Here is a 20,246-nt window from a genome sequence, read left to right as displayed (position 1 = left end):
CTGCAGCCCTGGCCTCCCGTCGCGAGGGAACGGGGGTTGGCCGTCCCCAGGTTCACCGGTGCTCCGCCACCGCCCCCGGGTTACCAAGTCCGGCGGAGGGGGCGGTGTTTCGCACCCGCAGAGGGTCAAATGCCTGGCTCATCCGTCCGGTGTGTGGCCCGAACAGGCGTGTCCGGTTGCTCCCGGCCTGCCTGCTTCTCACTGTGGGTGGTGTGACGGTCAATCAGTAGGTGACGGTCAGGGCCCGTCCAGTCGTGGTGCGGCCCCGTACGGTGCGTGCCGCTGTGTGCGCCATGAGCCTCGCGGGCTCCCTCGCTCTGACCGTGGGGCTCGCCGCCCCCGCGTCCGCGGCGACCACCCGGACGTTCACCACCAGCGGGACGTTCACCGTCCCGGCCGGGGTCACCAGCATCGACGTCGTCCTCGTGGCGGCCGGCGGGGGCGGTTCGCGGTCGGTGGCGTCGGCCGGGGCCAGCAGCACGGGGGAGGGCGGGCAGGAGCGCGTGCTCCTGGACCTCGTCGCCGGGTCGGAGACAACTCCCGCGCCTGCCGGAACCGCCTCACCCCCGCCGCGACCGTCACCGCCCGCCGGCAGCCGGCCGCAGGAGGAGCTGTCATGGACCGGGTCCCGGGCCACCCCAAACTCCCGGCGGTACAAGCTGTCGTGCTGCCCCCAACGCCGTACTCCCACCGAGCCCTGGCCGCTCCCGCTTCCCGGGGCGCTCACCGTGCGGGAGGACGAAGCGACGGACGAAGGCTGCGACGAGCCCGCGGTCCGCGCGGTGGTCCGCCGGACCGTCCGCGACGTACGTACCGCACCGCCCCCACCCGTGGACGATCCGCCGGAGGAACCCGCACTCGCCGGGTGGGCCACGTCGTCGCCACGTTCGCCCGCCACAGCCGCGCGAGGGGCGAGCTGCTGCTTGAACTCGCTCCGGCGTACCTCTGCGACACCCAGGCCGCCGGTGTCCTGGGTGTCGCTGTGCGACGAGATCGGCGAGGGCCTCGATCACGGACTGGCGGCCCGCCGCTGTGCCCTCACCGGAGACCGCCCGCCCTGTACGGCACCGTCCTGGGGCTGTTCAGCCGCTTCCTGGCGGCCTGAGCGATGGTTGCACGCACGTTTCGGCCAGGTGATCGTCGACGGTCTTCTCGATGTTCCCGGTCCACCGCTCGCACGGTCCTGGCCCCGCCCGCGGGGCTGTTGACGTCGTGGCCGCCACGCTGGAGGTCACCGGCCGTCGTCGTGGTGCACCAAGGCGGCCGTTTCCGTCACCGCCTCCTTGCGGAAGCCCGCCGCTGTCTCGCCCGCACCTACCACGGCCGGACGGACACGGTCGCCGCGCGGGCGACGACGTGCATCTGCGGGAAGGCCGGGCCCGGGAAACCCCTTGCCGTCCGTACCTGCCTGCGGGAGCTGGGGTCCGCTCAGGGTGAGGAGTGTGTTGCCGGGTCGTCTTCCGCGCCCGTTCTGCCGCCCGCGCTCCGGTGTCTCGGGGCTGCCGTTCGCTGCGGGCAGGGGGATGAAGGTGCTGAACTTTCCGCCGTCGCCGTCGCCGCCGTCGCCGCCTGTGCCCCCGGCTCCGGTGCCGCCCGTGCCGCCGGTGCCGGGCAGGCTGTTACTGCCGAGGCCGTTGCTGTCCATGCCGGCGTTTCCTTCTACGCCGGTACGGCCCTGCCCGATGCTCGGCTGAGTGCCCAGGCGCCGGGAGAAGATGACGGAAAGGCCAACGCCGCCAAGACCACCGCCTCCGCCCACGGTGAGGGTCAGGGCCTCGCCAGGAGTGACGGCCAGGGTGCACGAGACCCGGGCACCCCCGACGCCGCCTCCACCGCCTGCCCCGCCTCCACCGCCACCGATGAGGACGGTCGTGATGCTCGTGACGCCCGCCGGGACAGTGAACGTCCCACTGGACGTGAACGTCCGGGTCATCGCCGCGGACGCTGGAGCCGCCAGAACAACCGTCATGGCGAGAGAGCCCGCCATCCCCGCCGCGCAGACAGCGGCCCGCACCGCATGAGACCGCACCGCACTCGGACGATCTCCGCCCGTCATGTGCTGAATGTCCGTCATGGGTTCATGGTGTGAACCCGGGTACTCCGGAGCAACCTCACACAGTACTCGGAGCACACCCCTGGTGTTGAACGGTGAGGCCGTCATCGCATCGGTGTCCCCGAGGTGACCAGACCGGTGCACGCCGATGCCCTGACGCGTGTGGAGAGTGTGCGTGTGGCGCGTGTGGTGCTCTGCCCGCCCGCACCACAACCTGGTCACCGTGATCGCCACCGAGGAGCACTGCTTCGGCATCGGAGAAGCCGACACCTCCGTCCTGGCCGGCCCCGAAGAGACCCGCCACCGGCGCACCACCCGCGAACTGCACCGCCTGGAGAGCGCCCAGGCGGACTTCCTCCTGGACCACCTCGGCGACATCACACCCGGCGACCGCCTGCTGGACGCCGGATGCGGCCGCGGCGGCGGCAGCATCGTCGCCAACCAGCGCTTCGGCTGCTCCGTGGACGGCGTGTCCATCTCCCGGAAACAGGTCGACTTCGCCAACACCAAGGCCGCCGAACGCGGCGTCGCCGACAAGGTCGCGTTCCACCTCGCCAACATGCTCGCCACCGGCTTCGAGCCGGGCGCCTACCGGGGCATCTGGAACAACGAGTCCACCATGTACGTCAACCTCGACCGGCTCTTCGCCGCCCATGCCCGGCTCCCCCGCTCCTGGTACTTCAAGGCGATGGCCGCCAACGACCTCGTACCCGTCTCGGTCGTCGACCTGACCCGGGCCACCCTGCCGTACTGGTACCTGCGCCAGAAATCACGCCTGGTCACCGGCATCGAGGAAGCCTTCATCGAAGGGTACGAGAACGGCTCCTTCCCGTACCTGCTGATCGCAGCCGACCGCGTCTGACCACCACCCCACCCCCACCGGAGACCCCCATGCCCCACGCCCGCCCCGCACCCGCCACCCCCGGGCGTGTCCTGCTGGCCGCACCACGCGGGTACTGCGCCGGCGTGGAACGCGCCGTCCGGACCGTCGAGGAGGCCCTGCGCCGGTGGGGCCCTCCGGTATACGTCCGCCACGAGATCGTCCACAACAAGCACGTCGTGGAAGACCTGCGGGCCAAAGGCGCCGTATTCGTGGACAGCACCGAGCACGTGCCCGAGGGAGCACGGGTCATCTTCTCCGCCCACGGCGTCGCACCGGCCGTGCACGACGAGGCCGCCGCGCGCTCCCTCTCCACGATCGACGCCACCTGCCCGCTGGTCACCAAGGTCCACCGCGAAGCCGTCCACTTCGCCGCCGACGGCTACGACATCCTCCTCACCGGCCACCACGGACACGAAGAGGTCATCGGCACGATGGGCCACGCCCCCGACCGCATCCACCTCGTGGACAGCCCCCAGGACGTGGGCCGGCTACAGGTACGGGACGAGAACCGCGTCGTCTGGCTCTCCCGGACCACACTGTCCGTGGACGAGGCGATGACCACCGTCGCCGCCCTCAGAGCACGCTTCCCCGCACTCGTCTCACCACCGTCCGACGACATCTGCTACGCCACCCAGAACCGCCAGCAGGCCGTCCGGCAGATCGCCCCCGAGCGCGAACTCGTCCTGATCACCGGCTCGGCGAACTCCTCCAACTCCGTACGCCTGGTCGAGGTCGCCCTGGACGCCGGAGCGGACGCGGCCCACCTCATCGACTCCGCCGAGGAAGTCGACCCCCGCTGGCTCGACGGCGTGAGCACCATCGGCGTCAGCGCCGGAGCCTCCGCCCCCGAAACCCTCGTCACCGCACTCCTGCGCCGGCTCGCCGCATCCGGCTACCCCGACGTCCAGACCCTCCCCGGCCGGGCCGAGGCCTTCACCTCGGGCACGGATCTGGTGGTGGGTGTCACCGCCACGGACGTCCAGCAGATCATCACCGGGGACGGCCTCGCCGAACCGTCCTCGACCACCACACCACCCGGCCCGAACGGGACAGGACCACAGCCCGAGGAGCACAGCCCGGGCCGGGCGGGACGCCAGCACGGCAACCAGCTGGCCGGGCGGGTCCGCCACGCACTGCGAACCCTGAACCGCTACGCCCTCCTCACCCGCACACCGTGGCCGACGGGTTCCTGACCCGTCCGGCCCGAGCACGCCACCCACCTTTCCCTCCACGACCTCACCACCACCCCCGCGCGCCAGTACCGGCACGCTCCACCGGAACACCGGCGACCGTCGCCGGCACCCGAAAGCGCACACCTTCTGCCGGGCGGGCGTCAGCCTCATCTAAGCGGGCCCTGTGCACCGCCACCACCTCCTACTGGCAGCAGAGGGCCGACGACAGCCTGCGCGTCCTCGGAGCCGCCCCCCCGATACCCCGTACCGGCGGGGAGGACGCTGGCCGCCTGGAAGCGCGGCAGCGGGTCCGGACGAGGTGTCTACCAGGTGATCAGGGCATAGCCGTTCCCGCCGGGGGTACCGGAGGTGCCGCTGGTACCGTTCGTGCCGGATTTTCCGGATTCCTGGTCGGCACGGGTGTCGTTGCCCTGGCCTCCGGCGCCACCCTGGCCTCCGTTGCCGCCTCTGCCACCGTTTCCGCCGCGTGCGGTACCAGCGGGCGGGAGGGGCAGGGTCAAAGGCGCGGGTGCCCCGGTGCCGCCCGCTGCGCCGCGCCCTTCGCTCCCGCCACTGCCCCCGCCCCGGCCGCCGTTTCCGGGTGCCCCGGAGGCTGCGGCGAGAAGGGGCTGGGAGCCGTTGATGCCCCGGGTGCCTGGCAGGCCCTCGATGTTCTGTACCTCCGTGCCTTCGACGCACAGGCCCTCGGAGACGGGTGCCGCGGAGTTTCCGCCGGTGCCACCGGGTCCGGCGGCACCGGCGGTGCCACCCGCACCCGGGGTACCGCCACTGGCGGAGCGGCCGGTTCCGCCGCCCCCGCCCGGCCCGCCGCCCGTGCCGCCGACCCCACCGAATGACCCCTCCCCGCCCGGGGCCTGTGCCACCACCGTCTCCTCGGGCAGTCGGCCGGGCTGGGCGACCGACCTCAGTAGCAAGCTTTCGGCGCCGGCCAGGCTTCCTCCGTTCTTGGTGTCAGTGCCGGTGCCGCCCACACCGCCGCCGGAGCCGGAGCTCCCGTCGTTGACCGTGGTCCCGCCTCCGCCGCCCGCCGTCCCGCCCGCCCCTGGCCCGCCCGCCTGCCCGCCCGCGGCGACCCCGACGGCGAACGTCCAGCCGGGCTCGACCGTCATCAGGCACTCCAGGTACCCGCCGCTGCCCGCCCCTGCGCCGCCGCCTCCCCCGCTCCCGCCGGCACCACCCCCACCGCCTCCCCCGCTCTGCGAATTCACCAGCGAGTCGCTTCCGCCGCCGCCTCCACCGGCGCCGCCACCCCCGCCGCCGCCTCCGGACCCGCCCGCGCCCGAACCCCACAGCCGGACCGTCAGCTCGGTGACACCTTCAGGGACCGTGAACGGGGACCGGCCGACAGCCGCGAACGCCTGCTCCCCGTGCGGCTGCACGGGCACCGCCCCCGCCTGCGCCGTACACAAACCCCCCAGCAGGGGAAACGCCAGGAACGAGGACAGCAGGACACGACGACACGCACGGTTGAGTCTCATGCCGCCAACTTTCCGGCCCGGCCCGTCACCACGCCATGCGCACACCACCGGACGGGAACAGAAGAACCCTGACGGTCCTGCCCCGACCGTACCCGTCTGTCAGCCTGCTGAGGCCGAGGACGCTGGGCCCCTCCCACAACCGCTCGCGGAACTCCGCGTCAACACCTCCGCGCCCTTCGATGATGTGGCCCGTGACGCGGTCCCGTTCGCCGGTGTCGCTCGGGTCGAGGCTGCCGAGCGCCCTCTCGACCGCGTCGGCGAGGTCGAGAGGGCGGGTCGGGGGCGTGCCCGCTCGGGGCGGGTGCGGCGAGGCTGCGGAGCCGGCGCGCGGTACGGCGCCCGGCGGACGCGGCGGCCGTGAGCGCGGCGTGTTCCAGGCCCGCGTGGTAGCCGGGGGATGCCAGGACAGCGGCCGGTACACGGCGCCCGGGGGTCGGGTCGGGGAAGGTCGTCCAACGACTGTCCGGCCCCGGGTGGTACGGCGTTGTCGTACCTCGTGCGGGGTCGTATCACTGAGCTCCTCCGCCGTGGTTCTGCACCGAACTCGACGAAAGCACCTCTGGAAGCGGGGTGCTCTGGGCCAGTGGGAGCGATCTGCCAGGCAAGCAGCCGAAGAAGCCTCCTTTCCGCTGGCTGCGGACCGCCCGACAGGTTCTACTCATCCAGGAAGAATTCGGCGCGTAAAACCGGTCCGGTGTCCCCTTCAGGATGTGCGCGCCACACCGGTGCCAACTGACCTGAGACAACGGAAAGGAACGGAAGGTTCCCGATGACGGCCTCATCAGGTCCCGGAAGGCCGCAGGGCTTTTCTCCTCACCGGTCGCCGGGCCGGGCCGCGCCGAATGCCACTGACCCAGCCGTTCCAGAAGGAGATGACCATGCCCATCCCCCTCTCCACCACATCCTCCCCACTCGCTCGCACTGCCCGTCGTACGACAGTCCGCCGTGGGATCTCAGCCTGTGCCGCAGCTTTCCTGGCCGCCGGAGCGACTCTGGGAGCGGCGCCTGCCCCGCAAGCGTCGGCCGAGCCCGCTTCCACCGCGGCTGCTGCCCCGCTGGTGCTGTGCGCCAGCGGCAGCCTCGGCGTCGAGTTCAGCCCCGGACTACTGTTCGATTCCCTCCGGCCGCAGACGTTCACCGGCACCGGTTCGCTGGCTGATTGCGTCGACTCCGGCCACCCGCTGACCCTCTTCAGCGGCACCGTCAGTGTCTCCGGCCAGGGAGACGTGAGCTGCCTGGCGAGTGAAAACGTCACCGGTACCGTCACGGTCAACTGGAACGGCGGCACCGGTGCCGCCTCCAGTTCGATCTCCATCACCGAACTCGCCCCCCTTCAGCCCGCCGACCAGCTCGCCTTCACCGGCACCGTCACCAACGGCCGCTACGCGGGCCAGACCGCCACCATCGAATGGGTCGGCCTCACCATCGCACCCGACCAGTCCTGTCTCACGGCTCCCGGAGTACGCAACATCTCCGGCACCACCACCGGAACCCTTCTCCCCGCCTGACCCCGGTATCCCTGGTGCACCGCACCCCCCCCATCCGAGGTGAAGGTCCGCGTTGTGCCGGTCTCGTCGCAGACGTCGCCGACCCAGCTGATTCCGCTGGGCCACGTGGTGGTCAGGAACACCCCGTTGCTGGTGGTGCGCGCACCCTCTGGGCAGGGGACTGCGGCACGGGCTCAGGCGAGGAGGAGCGTGTGCCCGTGGTCCTCGTCATGCCTGGCTGTTTCCGCGGGTAGAAGCCGTGCGGGCGGCAGGTTGTCGTGTTGTGGGGTTCAGTGAGTGTGGTGGGTGGGGTCTGGGGGCTGTCGGCCGGTTTCCCGAGATCGTCCGCCGGTGCCCGGTGCCCGGTGCCCGGTGCCCGGTGCCCGGTGCCCGGTGCCCGGTGCCCGGTGCCCGGTGCCCGGTGCCCGGTGCCGGGGTGTGCTGTCGCACGCCCCGGCGGTGGTGGAGGCTCCTTGGTCCTCGTCGGGGTTAGTTCTGGCAGTTGTGGAGGGTGCCGCCGGTGGCGTGGCAGGTGTTGGTGCCGGCGTTGCCGTCGACGGTGCCTGCGTTGCTGGTGCCGGTAGGGCCGGTGTTGCCGGGACGGCCGGGGTTGCCGCCGGCGAACATGGTGCCTGGGGTTCCGCCGTTGCCGCCGGGGCCGCCGGTAGCGGTGAGCGTGTCGTCGCCGTTGCCGCCGTTCAGGGCACCGGTGGCCGTGTTGCCGGTTCCCCCGGTCCCGCCGTTGCCGCCGTTTCCGGCGGTCAGTCCCCGCGAGGCGCCGCCCTGTCCGCCGGTCCCACCGGCCCCGGCGACGGCCTGGATGATGTCGCCGTCGTCGCCTCCGTCGACGAGTCCGGTGTTGCCGGGTCCGCCTTGTCCGCCCATGCCCCCGGTATTGATGGTTCCACCCAGGCCGCCGGTGCCGCCGGTACCCCCGGTGGTGGTGATGGAGTCGGTTCCGGTGCCGCCGAGGACCGTGCCGGTACTGCCCGCGCCACCCACTCCGCCGGGCCCGCCCGGCGTGGTGGTGTAGCCCCCGGGGAAGCTGAGTACGGAGTCTCCTTCCCCGCCTGTGCCGCCGTTTCCACCGGTGGTGGTGATGGTGTCGGCATCGGCGCCGCCGTCCAGGGTGCCGGTGTTACCGGTGTAGCCGGTCCTGCCGGTGCTCGCGGACGGGTCGCCGCCGACAGGGTTGATCTGGCCGGTGGGAGCGGTGTCGGCGGCGGTGGCGGTGAGGGTGTCGTTGCCGTCGCCGCCGTGGACCGTGCCGGCGTTGCCCGGGGCGCCGCGGCGGCCGGTCGCGGTGATGCCGTCCGCGCCTTCCCCGCCGCTCACCGTCCCCCCGGAGGCGATCCCGGGCCCGCCCGCCCCGGCAACGGAGGCGTCTCCGCCGGTGGTGGTGATGGTGTCGTCGCCACCGCCGCCGTCCAGCTGCCCGGAGGACGCCACACCGGCCCCCGCCTGCTTCGGCAGGACGTCTTTGCGCAGGGCTTGGAGCGTGCGTGTCGTGGCGGTGATCCGGTCGTTGCCGGGGCCCGCGCTCACCGTCCCGGCGGCGCCGCTGCCGCCGACTGCGCGCCCGCCGCCGCCCGCCACTTCGATGATGTCGTCGTCCGCGCCTCCGGTGACGGTGCTCGCTGCTCCGACCCCGTCCCCTCCCACGCCGCCCGTCGCGGGGATCAGCAACCCGCGGTAGTTCCCCACACCGCCGCTGCCGCCCGCCACGGTGATGTGTCCGCGCCGTCACCGCCGTCGACGACCGCCCCCGTGCTGGTGCCCGGGCCGCCGGGGGCACCACGATTGGGGTTCGGTGCGCCGCCGGCCCCTCCGGTGACGGTGATGCTGTCGGCTTCGGTGCCCCCGCGCACGGCCCCGAGCACGCCCGGCCCGCCGGTCCCCACGGCAACATTTTTGGAGGGGAACTTGGCGATGCCCGCGCCACCGGTGACGGTGATGGTGTCGGTGCCCGCGCCGCCGTCGACGATCCCGGCAGGGGCCACACCCGGTCCTGTGGGGGTCACATTGAGGACGCCGGGGGTGCCGGTGACGGTGATCTGGTCGTCGCCTTCCTGGCCGTTGACGGTGCCCAGGACGGTCCCGGTGATGGTGATGTGGTCGTTGCCGGGTCCTGTGTCGAGGGTCTGTCCGGCGGGGATACCGGCCGTGCAGGTGATGGTGTTGCCGTCTGTTACGGGTACTACGGTGCAGCCGGTGGGGACGGCGGCGTGGGCGGGGAGTGTGAGGGGGATCTGGGTCAGAGCTGCCGCGGACACGGCGGCGACCAGTACCGGCCACCGCCGTCCCGGCCTCCGGGGAAGTGGGTGAATGCGCATGAGAGGACCTCCTGGAGACAGTGACGAGAGCGACACCCCGTGGGCGGGGACGGCGGCCGCCGCCACCTCCGCGCCGAGCGGACGGACCGTCCGCTCCGCCGCATGCGGGGCCGCTGTCAGGAACACCGTCTACACCACCCCGCAGGCACCGCCTTCACCGACACGGACCTCACCGGCAGACAGCCCCTGACGACCGCCTCCGGGGAGCCCGACCGGACCAAACACCCGGCAGTCCACCACACCCGCCGGGGGTGCGGGGAAGCCGGCGGGCACGGCCGGAGACGGGACCGGCGGTACCCGACTGCTGCTCCCCGCACCACGTGGCCCGGGCGGTCACCTCTGTACGGGGGCCGGTCATCAACCCGGGGGCCGGGCTGATGCCTGTGCCCGGGTCTGCCGCCCCGCTCGGCCAGGGCGGGACCGGAGCCTGGACAAGCGCGCTGTACAACGGCCGGCCGGGCCGGTACCCGACCTGATGACGGTGTCCGGCTGGCCCGCCCGCGCGCAGACGGTCCGGGACCGGATGCCTACGCCCGTCCACGACGGCTGATGCCCGCGGAAGCCGACGCGCGCGCCCTGCCCCTCAAGTCCGAACAGCCTCAGGGGCTCCCGCTCGCTCATGAGGCTGGGGTACGCCCGGCGGCCGGTGGCCGGCCTATGGCAGCGGGACCACCTTGACGACGGTGACCGTGACAACGGCCTCGCTGACGAGGTAGGTGATGAACGCGACCTTCGCCACGGTCGCGTCCCGGCGGTCAGGATCACCCCGTACCGCGCTGGACCCGCATCCACGCGGGTCCCGGGCGATCGCGGCCATGCCCAGGTCGAACTGTTTACGGCGCTCCCCGGCCAGGCCCCGCAGCTCTGCTGTGGCGGCGGGCGTGAAGGTGACCCGCAGCTCCTTCATCCCGTACTCCGGTACTCGTCGGCCTCGTCCGCATACACCAGCCCGGACAGATCACCGGCTCGGATGCGGGCGATCTGCTCCTCCTCGCCGGGGTCGTAGGCACCAGGAGTGCGCAACGCCCACCGCGCCAGAATGCCGGGGATCTCGTCCGCCCCCGCGTCCTCCACCTCCGCGATGAACTCCGCCACCTGATCCGGGTCCAGCGCCGCGCGGATCGTCCGGATCGTTCCCGGCAGCTCCACCCGCTGACCACTGCTCAAGGTGGTCCTCAACGTCTTCGCCAACTCCCACGCCTCCTCGCGGCCCGTCCGCAAGGCCAGTCTGCCCTCTTCCCACCCTCTCTTCGCGGGGAACAGCCCGGTGGGGCACCCGTTCACCCAAGAGAGCGAGCACCGCCCGCAAGGTGCCGGCCGGTTCGAACCGGCCCTCCGCTCGTGAGGCTGCGGTCCGCCCGGTGGACGGTCGCGACGGCGCGGAAGGTCTGCCTGGCTGCCCGGCGTTCCGCGATCTCGTGGGACCGCCCCCGCGCCTGCCGGAACCTCTCACGCTCCACCACGACCGTCACCGTTTGGCCGCCGCCGACAGCCGACCGTAGGAGGAGCTGTCATGGTGACCGGGGGTCCCGGACCGCCCGAACTCCCAGAGGTACAAGCTGTCGAGCTGCCCAGACACGTACTCCCCTCGCGCCCTGGCCGCTCCCGTTTCCCGGGGCGGGGCGCTCGGATCGCTGCTGCCGATGTCAGGTGGTTCCCTCGCCGCCCGGGAAGGACGGTCCGCCGGGGGGACCCGAGCGACCCGGTCTGCGACGGGCCGTCGACGAGCTCGCCGGCCATAGCCGAGCGGTGGGTGAGCTGCTGCTCGAAGTCGCTCCGGCGTACCTCTCCGGCACTGCGGCCGCTGGCGTTCTGGCGCCGCTGTGCGACGAGATCGGCGAGGATTACGGGCCATGGACGCTTGAGGACGTCCTGGCTCTGCCGGAGGACGCACGCAACCGGATCGAGCTCATCGGGGGCGCGCTCATGATGAGCGCGGGCCCGGGTGTCCGCACCAGCGGGCCAGTCACCGCCTGGCCGCGCTCCTGGACCAGGCCGTCACCGCCGCCGACGCCCCGGTGGAGGTCCTCGAAGCGGTCAACGTGGTGGTGCCCGACGGACTGCTGATCCCGACATCGCCGTCATCGACTCCGACGCCGCCGCCAGCCTCACCGTCGACGCCCACGTCCTCATCGTCGTCGAGATCGCCTCCCCCTCGACCCGGGTCACCGACCGTAAGATGAAACCCGCCCTCTACGCCGCCGCGGGCATCCCGTACTACTGGCGCCTGGAACTCGAACCGGCACCCCGCCTCTCCCTCGGCCACCTGGAACGCGGCGGATACACCGACCGCCTCGTCCCCCCCCCAGGCCGGCGAGACCACCGCACTCACCGCACCGTTCCCCTTCGACATCGACCCCGCCCGGCTGGTCCGCCGGTAGAGCGGGAAGCCGCTGCCCCGTACCTACCAGGGCGGGCTTCCCACGGCTGCCCGGCGGGCCGGTCAAGGGGCGTAGATGGCCGCCGGAGCGCACCTCACCCTGCACCGTCTGACCAAGCTCACGGCCGTTCGAATTGGCCTTGTTCGCAGTGAGTGACACGCCGCCAGCCCTCTGCAACTCATCGAGTTTTTGCATGGTTTACGTGGGACGACGGTTGTGTGGTGGACTTCTCATGCGGTCATCTCTCCGCTTCTCACCGGGTCCGACGACTCCTGGGTTCCGGCCGGACACATGAGTCCGAGCGGTCCTGGACGCACCAGGGAAGTGAGGGAAGGAGGCGTCCCAGTGGGGCGCCCTCGCCGTAAGAAGAAGTCTCCGTGTCCGCACCAGCCGGTGCAGTCGTACAAGCCCAGGCGGTCACGCCTGGAAGGGGTTCGCCGAGCCGCCTTGGCGTGGGCGACCGTAGTCCCCGTCCGCGCGGGGGTTCTCCGTCACGGTCGACGCCAGGTCGGTGCGCAGGCTGACACGGTGACGGGGGGAGTCCCGGGCTCCTGGTTGTTCCGTTGGCGCCCGATCTTGCCCGCCCGGATGGGGGCCGGCGGGCGGATTGAAGAACACGGCAGTTCAGCAGGGGTTGGACCCATTGGGGTCAATGGGTCCAACCCCTGCTGTGTCGACGCCGTGGCGGGCCGTGATCAGCTTCTCCAGGAGTGCGAGGACGTCGTCGCGGGCGGTGGCCGCGGTGGTGGCGGGCAGCTCGGCGCAGGAAGAGTCGAGGACCGGGCGCAGCGTCTTCAGCCGGGCGGCGAGGGCGGGTCCGGCGAGCTCATGGTGCCAGGCGTCCAGCCGCTCGGCGGAGGTGATGCGGGCCGACTGCGGCCACTTGTCGTCGAGGCAGGTCAGGGACCACACGGCGGCGCGCAGCCGTGCCGTGTTGGCCCGGCACCAGGCGCCTTCGGCCCGGTCGCGGGCCCGCTCGGTGCGCTATCGCCTGGGGTGGCGGTCGCTGCGGTAGGTGGCGGCGCCGTGCTCCAGGCGCACGAACCGGTTCTCCGTGCTCGTGCGGGAGCCGGCCCGAGGGAGTCGGTGACCTGCTGCCAGGACGCCCCCGTGCCTGCGGGCGGCCCGGGTGAGGTCGCACTCCAGGGTGTCGATCGCTCCGGGCCTTGTCGAGCTGGGTGAGTGCGGCCAGGACGTCGTCGGCCGGAATCTCTGCCTGTTCCTGGCCGTCGAGGCCATAGCGGTCTGCGGCCGCGCGCACGGTGTGCATCACGCGGAGCGGGCTGCCGAAGCGTCTGTTTCCGATGTCAAGTGGTGCTGAGAGGGTGAGGTGGGTGAGCTGTTTGGTCCACTGGCCTAGCGTTCGCAGGTGGGTTCCGGTGTGATGGAGGGAGACCGATGTATGCCTGCCGCAAGGGGTAGGCGCCGGTGTCTGTCTGAGAGGCGGTTCCCCGAATGCTGCGAGGTCTGTTCCCGAAGCTGGCCGCGGTGTCTGCTGTCACGTTTCTGGTCGGCGGGGCTGCGGTCCCGCTCGCTCACGCTTCCCCAGCGATGCCAGTTGTCCGGGTGGCGCCGGTGGGAGTGTGTGCCGCTCCGGGTGAGAAGCTCATCGATGACACAGATCAGCACATCTACTACGACTGCAACGCCAGTCTAGAGCCGATCGCGTACACGTGTCCTCTGGGATTCGTCTTCTATCAGCCGCTTGCCCTCTGTCTCCCGCGCTTGCCCTGAGAGAACCGGGCAATGCGCACTCCCGTTGACGTGGGTGGCGTTACTGAGCTTTGCGGGTTGTCGTCGGGTGGTGACGGTTCATGATCCCTGCGGTATGCCGGTGATATGCGTTATCCAGAGGGTGGGGGCCTGACCGCTGAGCGTCGGGAGTTTCGTGAGGGGATCCGGGTGCAGGCCGGCGAGCGGTTCGCTGCGGGTGGGAAGACCGTCGTGATCGCGAAGGACCTTGCGGGTGAGTGTGCGGTCGGTGGAACGCTGGCGTCGCGCCTGGCGCGAGGGCGGCATCGAGGCCCTGCGCTCGGCGGGTCCGGCGAACTCCCCGACCGTGACCGACGCCCAGTTCGCCGTGCTCAAGGAGGAACTCGGCAAGGGCCCGTCGGCGCACGGCTTCGACGATGAACGCTGGACTCTCGTCCGGGTCCGGACGGTAATCCGCCGCCGTCTGCGGGTGAGTCTGTCGGTGGCGACGGTGTGGCGGCTGCTGAAGCGGCATGGCTGGTCCTGGCAGGCGCCTGCCCGCAGGGCCCTTGAGTGTGACGAGCACGCGGTGGAACTGTGGAAGAAGGAGGTGTGGCCGCGGGTAAAAGCCTCGCGGCGGCGTCCGGGGCATGGCTCGTCTTCGAGGACGAGGCCGGATTCTCCATGACGCCGCCCCGCGCCCGCACCTGGGGCCGGCGCGGACACACACCCGTCATCCGCGTCCGCTCCCGCCGCCGGACCTCTCCCGCCGCCCTGTGCGGCTACAAACCCGGCGAGAAGAGCCGCCTCATCCACCGGCCCCGCCACCATCTCCTGCTCAAGGGTGCCCGCAAAAGCTTCTCCTGGCAGGACTACCGCGACCTGCTGGTGAGGGCCCGTATCCAGCTCGGCGGCCCCATCGACGAACTCGGCTACATGGAGCTTGACCGCCGCGGCGCCGAACTTCTCTTCCAGGTTTTGACGGAACGGGAGGAAAAGAACAGTGTGGCGATCGCCTCGAACAAATCGTTTGGCGGCTGGACGAAGACGTTCACCGACCCCCGGCTCTGCGCAGCCATCGTCGACCGGCTGACCTTCGGCGGCAACATCATTCAGACCGGAACCGAGTCCTACCGCCTCGCTCACACCAAAGCTCAGGCGGACCGGGTCGCGGGCTGAAGTGCAGGTCAGCCGCTCCAGCTCAGTGCTGATGGATCCTCTTCCGGGCCGCCAACGTCGAAGTTCTCGGCGGAGGTGAGGCCCTCCACGAACGCTCTGAAGTCCGCAGCCAGGGCGAGTTCCGAGTCCCCGTCCGTATCGAACCATGTCACCGACGGCTCACCCTGCCGGCCGCAGACCCGGTAATCGAGTGCGATCCAGCAATGCCCATCGCCCGAAAGCAAGACGAGCGGGGACGGCAGTCCCCACTCCTCAACCAGATAGGGTGTATCCAACAACGACGACTGCCCGTCCTGACAGCCGATTCCCATCATCATGTCGAGCAGAACATGGTCCTCGCTCCACGAATTCGGCGCAACGGTCGGGAACGCGTCCCATCGTGCCGCCACCAGGCCACCATTCCGGCCCCGCAAGAACTCCAGGAACGAAGACGGCAAACGGACCCTGAGCTGGTCCTCAGCGTCCTGGACAGCCGCGTCAGTCAACGGTGGCTGAACCCCATAGAGGCCGTCACCCCAGAACGTCGCCTTGACCTCATCGAATCGCGCCACGCGCGTATCCTACGGCCCAACCGACACTCCTTCGAGGATCGATCGAACGTCTGGCGACTTCGAAATTTATCGATATTCAAAGCTCGCAGACGCCCCGAGTGGCACCCCAACTCATCGACAAACGCCTCCCGCAACCTGCTCGATAAAGCCACCGCCCGGCGCGCTGTCGTTCATGGTGGGCCAGGACACGGGCGACGACCTCATCGGGCGTGGGAGCGATGTAAATTTCCGTGGTGCGGTTCCCGTTCTCCGTACCGCGCCCATGGCAGCAGACCGGGCCGAGACGGCATTTTGAAGACCCCCGCGACCCGGCGTCGCAGTCAGGCTTCGGTGCGGTTGAGGGTGTTACCGAGGCGGCGGGGTGCGGCGAGTGCGCCGTAGGCCGCGCCGAGGACGAGGGTCAGGGCAAGGACGGCGGAGACAGCTGTCCAGTCCATGACGACGGGCACGTCGGCGGGCCAGTTCCGTGCGGCGGTCAGGCCCCAGCCGGCGGCGATGCCGAGGACTCCGGCCAGGGCGGCGATCGTGAGCGACTGCCAGACGACGATCCGGCGCAGGGTGCGCGGGGACAGTCCGATGCGGTGCAGGCGTACGAGGTCGGCTCTGAGCTCGGTGGCGGAGGCGGTCACGGTGATGCCGAGGACGGTCACCACGGCGGCGAGGGCGAGACCGAGCAGAAGGTACCACAGGAACGGCGGGGTGAGTTCGGGGCCGGTTTCGATGCGGACGTCGGCCATGACGACGTCGACCGGTTCGAGGGCTTGTACGAGCCGCTCCTCAAGCCTGGGCACCGGGTGGGTGGGGGAGGCGATGACCGAGTAGTCCACGGTCGTGGCTCCGAGCGCGTGTGCGGCCTTGGTGGTGACGTAGGCGGAGGCGCGGGTGAGCGTGGTGGCGTCGACGGGGTCGGCGAGGAGGGCGCCGCCGACATCGCGGCGGGTGTCCGGTTGTTCCTGGCCGGTGCCGACAGGCATGGAGAGGGTGACGCGGTCCCCCTTGATGTAGTCGGGGGCCAGGACCAGGATGCGCCCGTCTTCGAGGGTCTTGCGTTCCCGGGTGGACCAGCTCCGGCCGGTGAGGGCCTTGAAGGTCTCCTCGTCGTCGACGACTTCGATCATCTGCTTCCTGTCGGTGAACTCTCCGCCGGCCTGCCAGGCGACGCTCCACGGCGGCGTGCGGGCAGGCGTGGTGGAAGCTTCGAGGAGTCGCTGGTCGACCGGGTACGTGCCGCGGACGATCGGCGTTCCGGCGGGGAAGACGTCGGTGAGGGCCTGTTCGACGCTCCCGGGGTCGCTGCCCGAATACAGCAGGGCTTCCACCTGGTCGAGGTGGCGGCTGCCGACGTAGGTGGCGCGTCCCTGGGCGGTGACGCTGGACAGGGTGCCGAGGATGCCGACGGTGAGGGCGAGCGTGACGGACCCGATCACGATCGCCGAGACCGGGCGGCGGGGATCGCGGGCGAAGGCGCGCAGGGCGATCCGTGCGCTGAGCGTGCGGTCGGCCAGGCGGGCCAGTCCGCTCAGTACATCGGCGATGCGGGTGAGCGCGGCGGCTGCCAGGGCAGCGATGGCCGTGACGGCCGCCGGGGCAGAGATCGCCTCGGCGTCCTGGAAGGTGACAGCGGTGGTGATACCGAGAGCTGCGAGGCCACACAGCGCCGGGGCCCACAGGCGGGCACGCTTGCTGGTACGGGGGGTGGCGCGAGCCCGTTCGCGGGCGGGGAGCCCCGCCGGATACCGTGACGTCAGCACAGCGGCCAGCGCCGCCACGGCGACCGACAGCAGGACGGTCAGCAGGCCCCCGGCGAGAAGCGGGTCGTAGGGTGCGGTGTCCTTGTCGGTGAAGCGGGGAAGTACGGGGCGGGCGGCCAGGGCGAGCAGACTGCCGGTAAGCCACCCGGCGGGAACGGCGATCACACTGGCCGACACCGCACCGGAGACGGCGGCGTACCGCAGGTCGCGGTCCGGCACGCCGATGCCGGCGAGGATCGCGAACTCGGCGCGGGTGCGCCGCATGCGCAGCGCGAAGGCCCCGGCGGCGATGGCTCCGAGGACGACGATGCCGGGCACCAGCAGCAGCGCGGGTTCACGTTCGATCATCGTCCGGGAGTCGGCGATGTTCTGCCGGGTCTCGAGCCTCATACCCTTTTCGCCGATGACGTTCCGCGCGGTCTCCATGTGCGCTGCGTTACCCGCGAGGAGGAGGCCGTAGCCCGAGGGCGAGACGTTGGTGGTGTCCGCCCCGGTCTTCGGCCAGGCCCGTAGCTGTCCGGGGGCGCCGAGGTAGTCGTACGCGGCATGGGCCTGCGGGCTCTCGACCAGGCCGACGATCCGCGCGGGCATCTCGCGCTGCCACCGGTAGGGCAGGCTGTCACCCTGCTTCAGGCCGTGAGCGTCTGCCAGCGCCCGGCTCACCGCGATCTCACCCAGTTCTGCGGGGAAGCGTCCCTCCAGCAGCCGGTACCTGTCCCTCATCAGGGGGGACGACCAATCGGTGTCCAGGTAGCGCACGGCGATGGTGCGGTCCTTCGCCCACACGGGAAATTCGCTGTTGTCGTCGATCTCCAGCACGGCGATTCCCGGCGCGCGTCGGCGCAGCTCTTCCGCGATGCTGCCCGCCGCCTCCGGGCCGGACTGCGTGACGAAACCGTCGGCACGGCCCAGGGTGCTGGTGGCGCGTTGTTCCGCCGACGCCGCCACCGAGGCGAACAGGCCGGCCGCGAGGGTGGCAAGCAGTACGGGCAGTGCCAGCAGTACGAGAAGCCCGATGCGCCGCCCGCCGCGCCCGACGACTGTGCGCCTGCCGACCAGATGCACATACCCCGTGTTCATGCCGCGCCTCCCTCATGGGTGCCGAAGGAGAGGAGCGTGCCGTCGTGGAGGACGGCGACCTGGTCGGCGTGGGAGAGGTTGGCCGGGTTGTGGGTGCTCAGGACGACGGTGACGCCTTCGTCGCGGAGCTGACCCAGCACGGCCATGATCTCCGCTCCGGTCTTGGAGTCGAGGGATCCCGTGGGTTCGTCCGCCAGTACGAGCGTGCGATTGCCGATGATGGCCCGGGCGATGGCGGCGCGTTGCTGCTGGCCGCCGGACACCTCGGCCGGGAACCGCTGCTCCAGCCCTTCCAGGCCGACGCGGGCCATCGCCTCGCGCGCCGCCGTGGTCGCCGCCCCACGGGCGGTGCCGGTGGCTTCCAGCGGGAGCCGTACGTTCTCGATCAAGGTGAGGTCGGCAAGAAGGCTGAAGTCCTGGTGTACGAAGCCGATCTCTCGCAGCCGCAGCGCTGCCAGTTCGGCGGGGGAGCTGGCGTGGACCTCGTTGCCCAGCACCTCCAGGGTCCCGGAGTCGACCCGTTCCAGACCCGCGATCAGATGCAGCAGCGTGCTCTTGCCGGAGCCGCTGGGCCCGGTGAGTGCGGTCAGTGTGCCGGCGGGAAGGGACAGCGAGACGTCCCGCAGTGCGGCCACGGTCTGCTTGCCCATGGGGAACTTCTTGCCAACCCCGGTGGCGGCGATCGCCACGTTCTTGCCCATGTGAATGGTTGTTCCTCTCCTACGCGAAGGGGCGGCCGGTATCCCGGCCGCCCCACAGTTCACCTCACCCGGCTGCCGTCAGCAGGAGGTGGGGGAATCGAGCTTCCTCGCCGAGCTCGCCTCGTCGGAGTCGGCGAAGCTGAAGCTGCGGTTGCTGGTGTGGCTGTGCATACACACCCGGCGGCCCGTGTAGTTCGCGTCCGTCCACCAGGCGGAGTCGTTGCCGTAGCTGCTGTAGAACGAGTCGGCGTTGTCGTTGAACCCGTACGAGCTCAGGTGGGATATCGCGGTGGTGCTGTTGGTCAGGCTGACCTGGCCGCCCTTGTAGTCGTCGTCCCGGTACAGGCAGACCCAGCCGCTCGTCTCACACCCGAGCGGGGCGGCGTTCGCCGTGCCTACACCCCCGACGATCAGTGCGGCAGCGAACAGACCGAGCGTCAGCTTCTTACGCATCACGGAATCACTCCTTCTGTAAACGCACAGGCAGTACCCTGCGCGCGATAAGGGGAAGGAGACGGCAAGCGCGCCGAAGAATGAGCCAACAGCCGCCCCCCGCCTGGCCAGTTGTCGTGCAGAGGCCGAACCTACGTGCCTGCTGCTCACGAATCGAAGACCAAACGCTGATCCGGGCTGTCTCAGTACCGTGATTGGCCGAAATGATTTACTTGCGCTTGATAGCTTTCCTGATGCGCGTGTGGTTGTGAAATTCAATGTGTCAGCCAAGCAGCCGCTCGGCGGCCCGCACGACGCGACCGCCGACTTACCCTCGCGACGCTCGAACGGACGACCCGGACCGTGCCCGCAACCACTGGTGATCTTCCGTACCGCCCGAGGGTCGGGGTCCCGAGGTGCCCACTGGTGCCCGAGGCCGCCCGCCAGGCCGAGCTGGAGCACCTTGCTGCCTACCAGAGCGGCGACGACGACCTGTACGGGCGGTTCGGCGACGGCCTCCAGGAGCACCTGGCGGCACTGGAGACCACCATCGCCGCGTCGGCCGTCACTGGGCTCACCGATCTTGACCACGCCCTGAAGATGCGGCCCGGCAACGCCGGTCAGCGGCGCGGCCGGGGGAAGGCCGCGGCCGCCGACGTCGGCTGGCTGTACGCCGTCGCGCGGGCCTGCACCGACACCCTCGCCGGGGACCGGGACAAGGCACTGGTCCTCACCGGGTTCCACTACGCTTCCCGCTCCCAGGACCCGGCCGGCCTCCTCGGCGGCGATGTCGCGCTGCGCCCGCGCGGCCTGGTCGTCTCCGTGCTCACCGGCAGGACCAGGCACCGTACGGGATGCGAAGATCCCCTACCAGCAGGACCCGGAGATCTGCCCGGTACGCGCCTGGACCGGCCACAGCCTCCGCATCGGCCTCGCCTCCACCGCCCGCCGCAAGGGCGTCGACGGGCTCGTGCCCGTGCGGCGGGTCACGGCCGCGCTGCAGTCCCGTCTCGCCACGGCCGTGAAGGACGCGACGGCCCCGGTACCGCGAC

At 71.0% G+C, this 20,246-nt stretch carries 18 protein-coding genes and 2 pseudogenes; 8 read left to right on the top strand and 12 right to left on the bottom strand.

Annotation, left to right across the window (positions count from 1 at the left end; translation table 11 throughout):
• Positions 1–223: 223 nt before the first annotated feature.
• Complete coding sequence (locus ACIA5F_RS29950) at positions 224–481, bottom strand: hypothetical protein (protein ID WP_399358413.1); 258 nt, start codon at positions 479–481, stop codon at positions 224–226.
• A 750-nt stretch (positions 482–1,231) separates the two neighbouring features.
• Complete coding sequence (locus tag ACIA5F_RS29945; protein WP_399358411.1) at positions 1,232–1,645, bottom strand: hypothetical protein; 414 nt, start codon at positions 1,643–1,645, stop codon at positions 1,232–1,234.
• A 631-nt stretch (positions 1,646–2,276) separates the two neighbouring features.
• Between ACIA5F_RS29945 and ACIA5F_RS29940 the strand changes: the two genes are divergently transcribed.
• The gene (locus tag ACIA5F_RS29940; RefSeq protein WP_399358409.1) at positions 2,277–2,915 is read left to right on the top strand and encodes an SAM-dependent methyltransferase; all 639 of its coding nucleotides are present in this window, start codon (positions 2,277–2,279) and stop codon (positions 2,913–2,915) included.
• A gap of 29 nt (positions 2,916–2,944) precedes the next feature.
• Positions 2,945–3,874 (top strand): annotated as a pseudogene (locus ACIA5F_RS29935) (4-hydroxy-3-methylbut-2-enyl diphosphate reductase); the annotation flags it as partial.
• A 557-nt stretch (positions 3,875–4,431) separates the two neighbouring features.
• Here ACIA5F_RS29935 and ACIA5F_RS29930 read toward each other — a convergent pair.
• A complete protein-coding gene (locus ACIA5F_RS29930) occupies positions 4,432–5,238 on the bottom strand; it encodes a hypothetical protein (protein WP_399358407.1) in 807 nt (268 codons plus the stop codon).
• Positions 5,239–6,665: 1,427 nt separating this feature from the next.
• Between ACIA5F_RS29930 and ACIA5F_RS29925 the strand changes: the two genes are divergently transcribed.
• On the top strand, positions 6,666–7,115 hold the full coding sequence (locus ACIA5F_RS29925) for a hypothetical protein (RefSeq protein ID WP_399358405.1): 450 nt from the start codon (positions 6,666–6,668) through the stop codon (positions 7,113–7,115).
• A 468-nt stretch (positions 7,116–7,583) separates the two neighbouring features.
• Here ACIA5F_RS29925 and ACIA5F_RS29920 read toward each other — a convergent pair whose 3' ends face one another.
• From ACIA5F_RS29920 to ACIA5F_RS29905, 4 genes are all read right to left on the bottom strand, one after another.
• The gene (locus tag ACIA5F_RS29920) at positions 7,584–8,780 is read right to left on the bottom strand and encodes a hypothetical protein (protein WP_399358403.1); all 1,197 of its coding nucleotides are present in this window, start codon (positions 8,778–8,780) and stop codon (positions 7,584–7,586) included.
• The gene (locus ACIA5F_RS29915) at positions 8,774–9,427 is read right to left on the bottom strand and encodes a hypothetical protein (protein ID WP_399358401.1); all 654 of its coding nucleotides are present in this window, start codon (positions 9,425–9,427) and stop codon (positions 8,774–8,776) included. The genes ACIA5F_RS29920 and ACIA5F_RS29915 overlap by 7 nt, the downstream gene beginning before the upstream one ends.
• A 655-nt stretch (positions 9,428–10,082) precedes the next feature.
• Positions 10,083–10,334, bottom strand: a complete 252-nt coding sequence (locus ACIA5F_RS29910) for a hypothetical protein (protein WP_399358399.1) — start codon at positions 10,332–10,334, stop codon at positions 10,083–10,085.
• On the bottom strand, positions 10,331–10,618 hold the full coding sequence (locus ACIA5F_RS29905) for a hypothetical protein (RefSeq protein ID WP_399358397.1): 288 nt from the start codon (positions 10,616–10,618) through the stop codon (positions 10,331–10,333). The genes ACIA5F_RS29910 and ACIA5F_RS29905 overlap by 4 nt, the downstream gene beginning before the upstream one ends.
• 754 nt (positions 10,619–11,372) lie before the next feature.
• On the opposite strand from ACIA5F_RS29905, the gene ACIA5F_RS29900 reads away from it, so the two are divergent.
• Positions 11,373–11,960, top strand: coding sequence for a Uma2 family endonuclease (locus ACIA5F_RS29900; protein WP_399358395.1), 588 nt, complete (start codon positions 11,373–11,375; stop codon positions 11,958–11,960).
• Positions 11,961–12,432: 472 nt separating this feature from the next.
• Here the strand turns inward: ACIA5F_RS29900 and ACIA5F_RS29895 are convergent, their stop codons facing one another.
• A complete protein-coding gene (locus ACIA5F_RS29895; RefSeq protein WP_399358393.1) occupies positions 12,433–12,720 on the bottom strand; it encodes a hypothetical protein in 288 nt (95 codons plus the stop codon).
• Between the two features lie 235 nt (positions 12,721–12,955).
• Between ACIA5F_RS29895 and ACIA5F_RS29890 the strand changes: the two genes are divergently transcribed.
• The 3 genes from ACIA5F_RS29890 (at position 12,956) to ACIA5F_RS29880 (ending at position 14,679) form a co-directional block, all read left to right on the top strand.
• Positions 12,956–13,129: a hypothetical protein gene (locus ACIA5F_RS29890; RefSeq protein ID WP_399358391.1), complete on the top strand. Its 174-nt coding sequence runs from the start codon at positions 12,956–12,958 to the stop codon at positions 13,127–13,129.
• 660 nt (positions 13,130–13,789) lie between these two features.
• Positions 13,790–14,188 carry a winged helix-turn-helix domain-containing protein gene (locus ACIA5F_RS29885; RefSeq protein ID WP_399358389.1) on the top strand — a complete coding sequence of 133 codons (399 nt, stop codon included), beginning with the start codon at positions 13,790–13,792 and terminating at the stop codon, positions 14,186–14,188.
• On the top strand, positions 14,113–14,679 hold the full coding sequence (locus tag ACIA5F_RS29880) for an ATP-binding protein (protein ID WP_399358387.1): 567 nt from the start codon (positions 14,113–14,115) through the stop codon (positions 14,677–14,679). Before ACIA5F_RS29885 ends, ACIA5F_RS29880 begins: the two co-directional genes overlap by 76 nt.
• A gap of 8 nt (positions 14,680–14,687) precedes the next feature.
• Here ACIA5F_RS29880 and ACIA5F_RS29875 read toward each other — a convergent pair whose 3' ends face one another.
• From ACIA5F_RS29875 to ACIA5F_RS29860, 4 genes are all read right to left on the bottom strand, one after another.
• A complete protein-coding gene (locus ACIA5F_RS29875) occupies positions 14,688–15,230 on the bottom strand; it encodes an SMI1/KNR4 family protein (protein WP_399358385.1) in 543 nt (180 codons plus the stop codon).
• 320 nt (positions 15,231–15,550) lie between these two features.
• Positions 15,551–18,061: an FtsX-like permease family protein gene (locus ACIA5F_RS29870; RefSeq protein WP_399358383.1), complete on the bottom strand. Its 2,511-nt coding sequence runs from the start codon at positions 18,059–18,061 to the stop codon at positions 15,551–15,553.
• Complete coding sequence (locus ACIA5F_RS29865) at positions 18,058–18,762, bottom strand: ABC transporter ATP-binding protein (protein ID WP_399358381.1); 705 nt, start codon at positions 18,760–18,762, stop codon at positions 18,058–18,060. Before ACIA5F_RS29865 ends, ACIA5F_RS29870 begins: the two co-directional genes overlap by 4 nt.
• A 78-nt stretch (positions 18,763–18,840) precedes the next feature.
• Positions 18,841–19,215 (bottom strand): peptidase inhibitor family I36 protein, encoded by a 375-nt coding sequence (locus tag ACIA5F_RS29860; RefSeq protein WP_399358380.1) that lies wholly within the window; start codon positions 19,213–19,215, stop codon positions 18,841–18,843.
• A 405-nt stretch (positions 19,216–19,620) separates the two neighbouring features.
• Between ACIA5F_RS29860 and ACIA5F_RS29855 the strand changes: the two are divergent.
• Positions 19,621–20,246: pseudogene (locus tag ACIA5F_RS29855) on the top strand (hypothetical protein); the annotation flags it as partial.

Origin of the sequence: Streptomyces sp. NPDC051567, from assembly GCF_044454165.1 — a bacterium.
GTDB lineage: Bacteria > Actinomycetota > Actinomycetes > Streptomycetales > Streptomycetaceae > Streptomyces.
The sequence above is the reverse complement of the archived record's forward strand: the minus strand, read 5'-3'. Positions and strand labels throughout refer to the sequence as shown.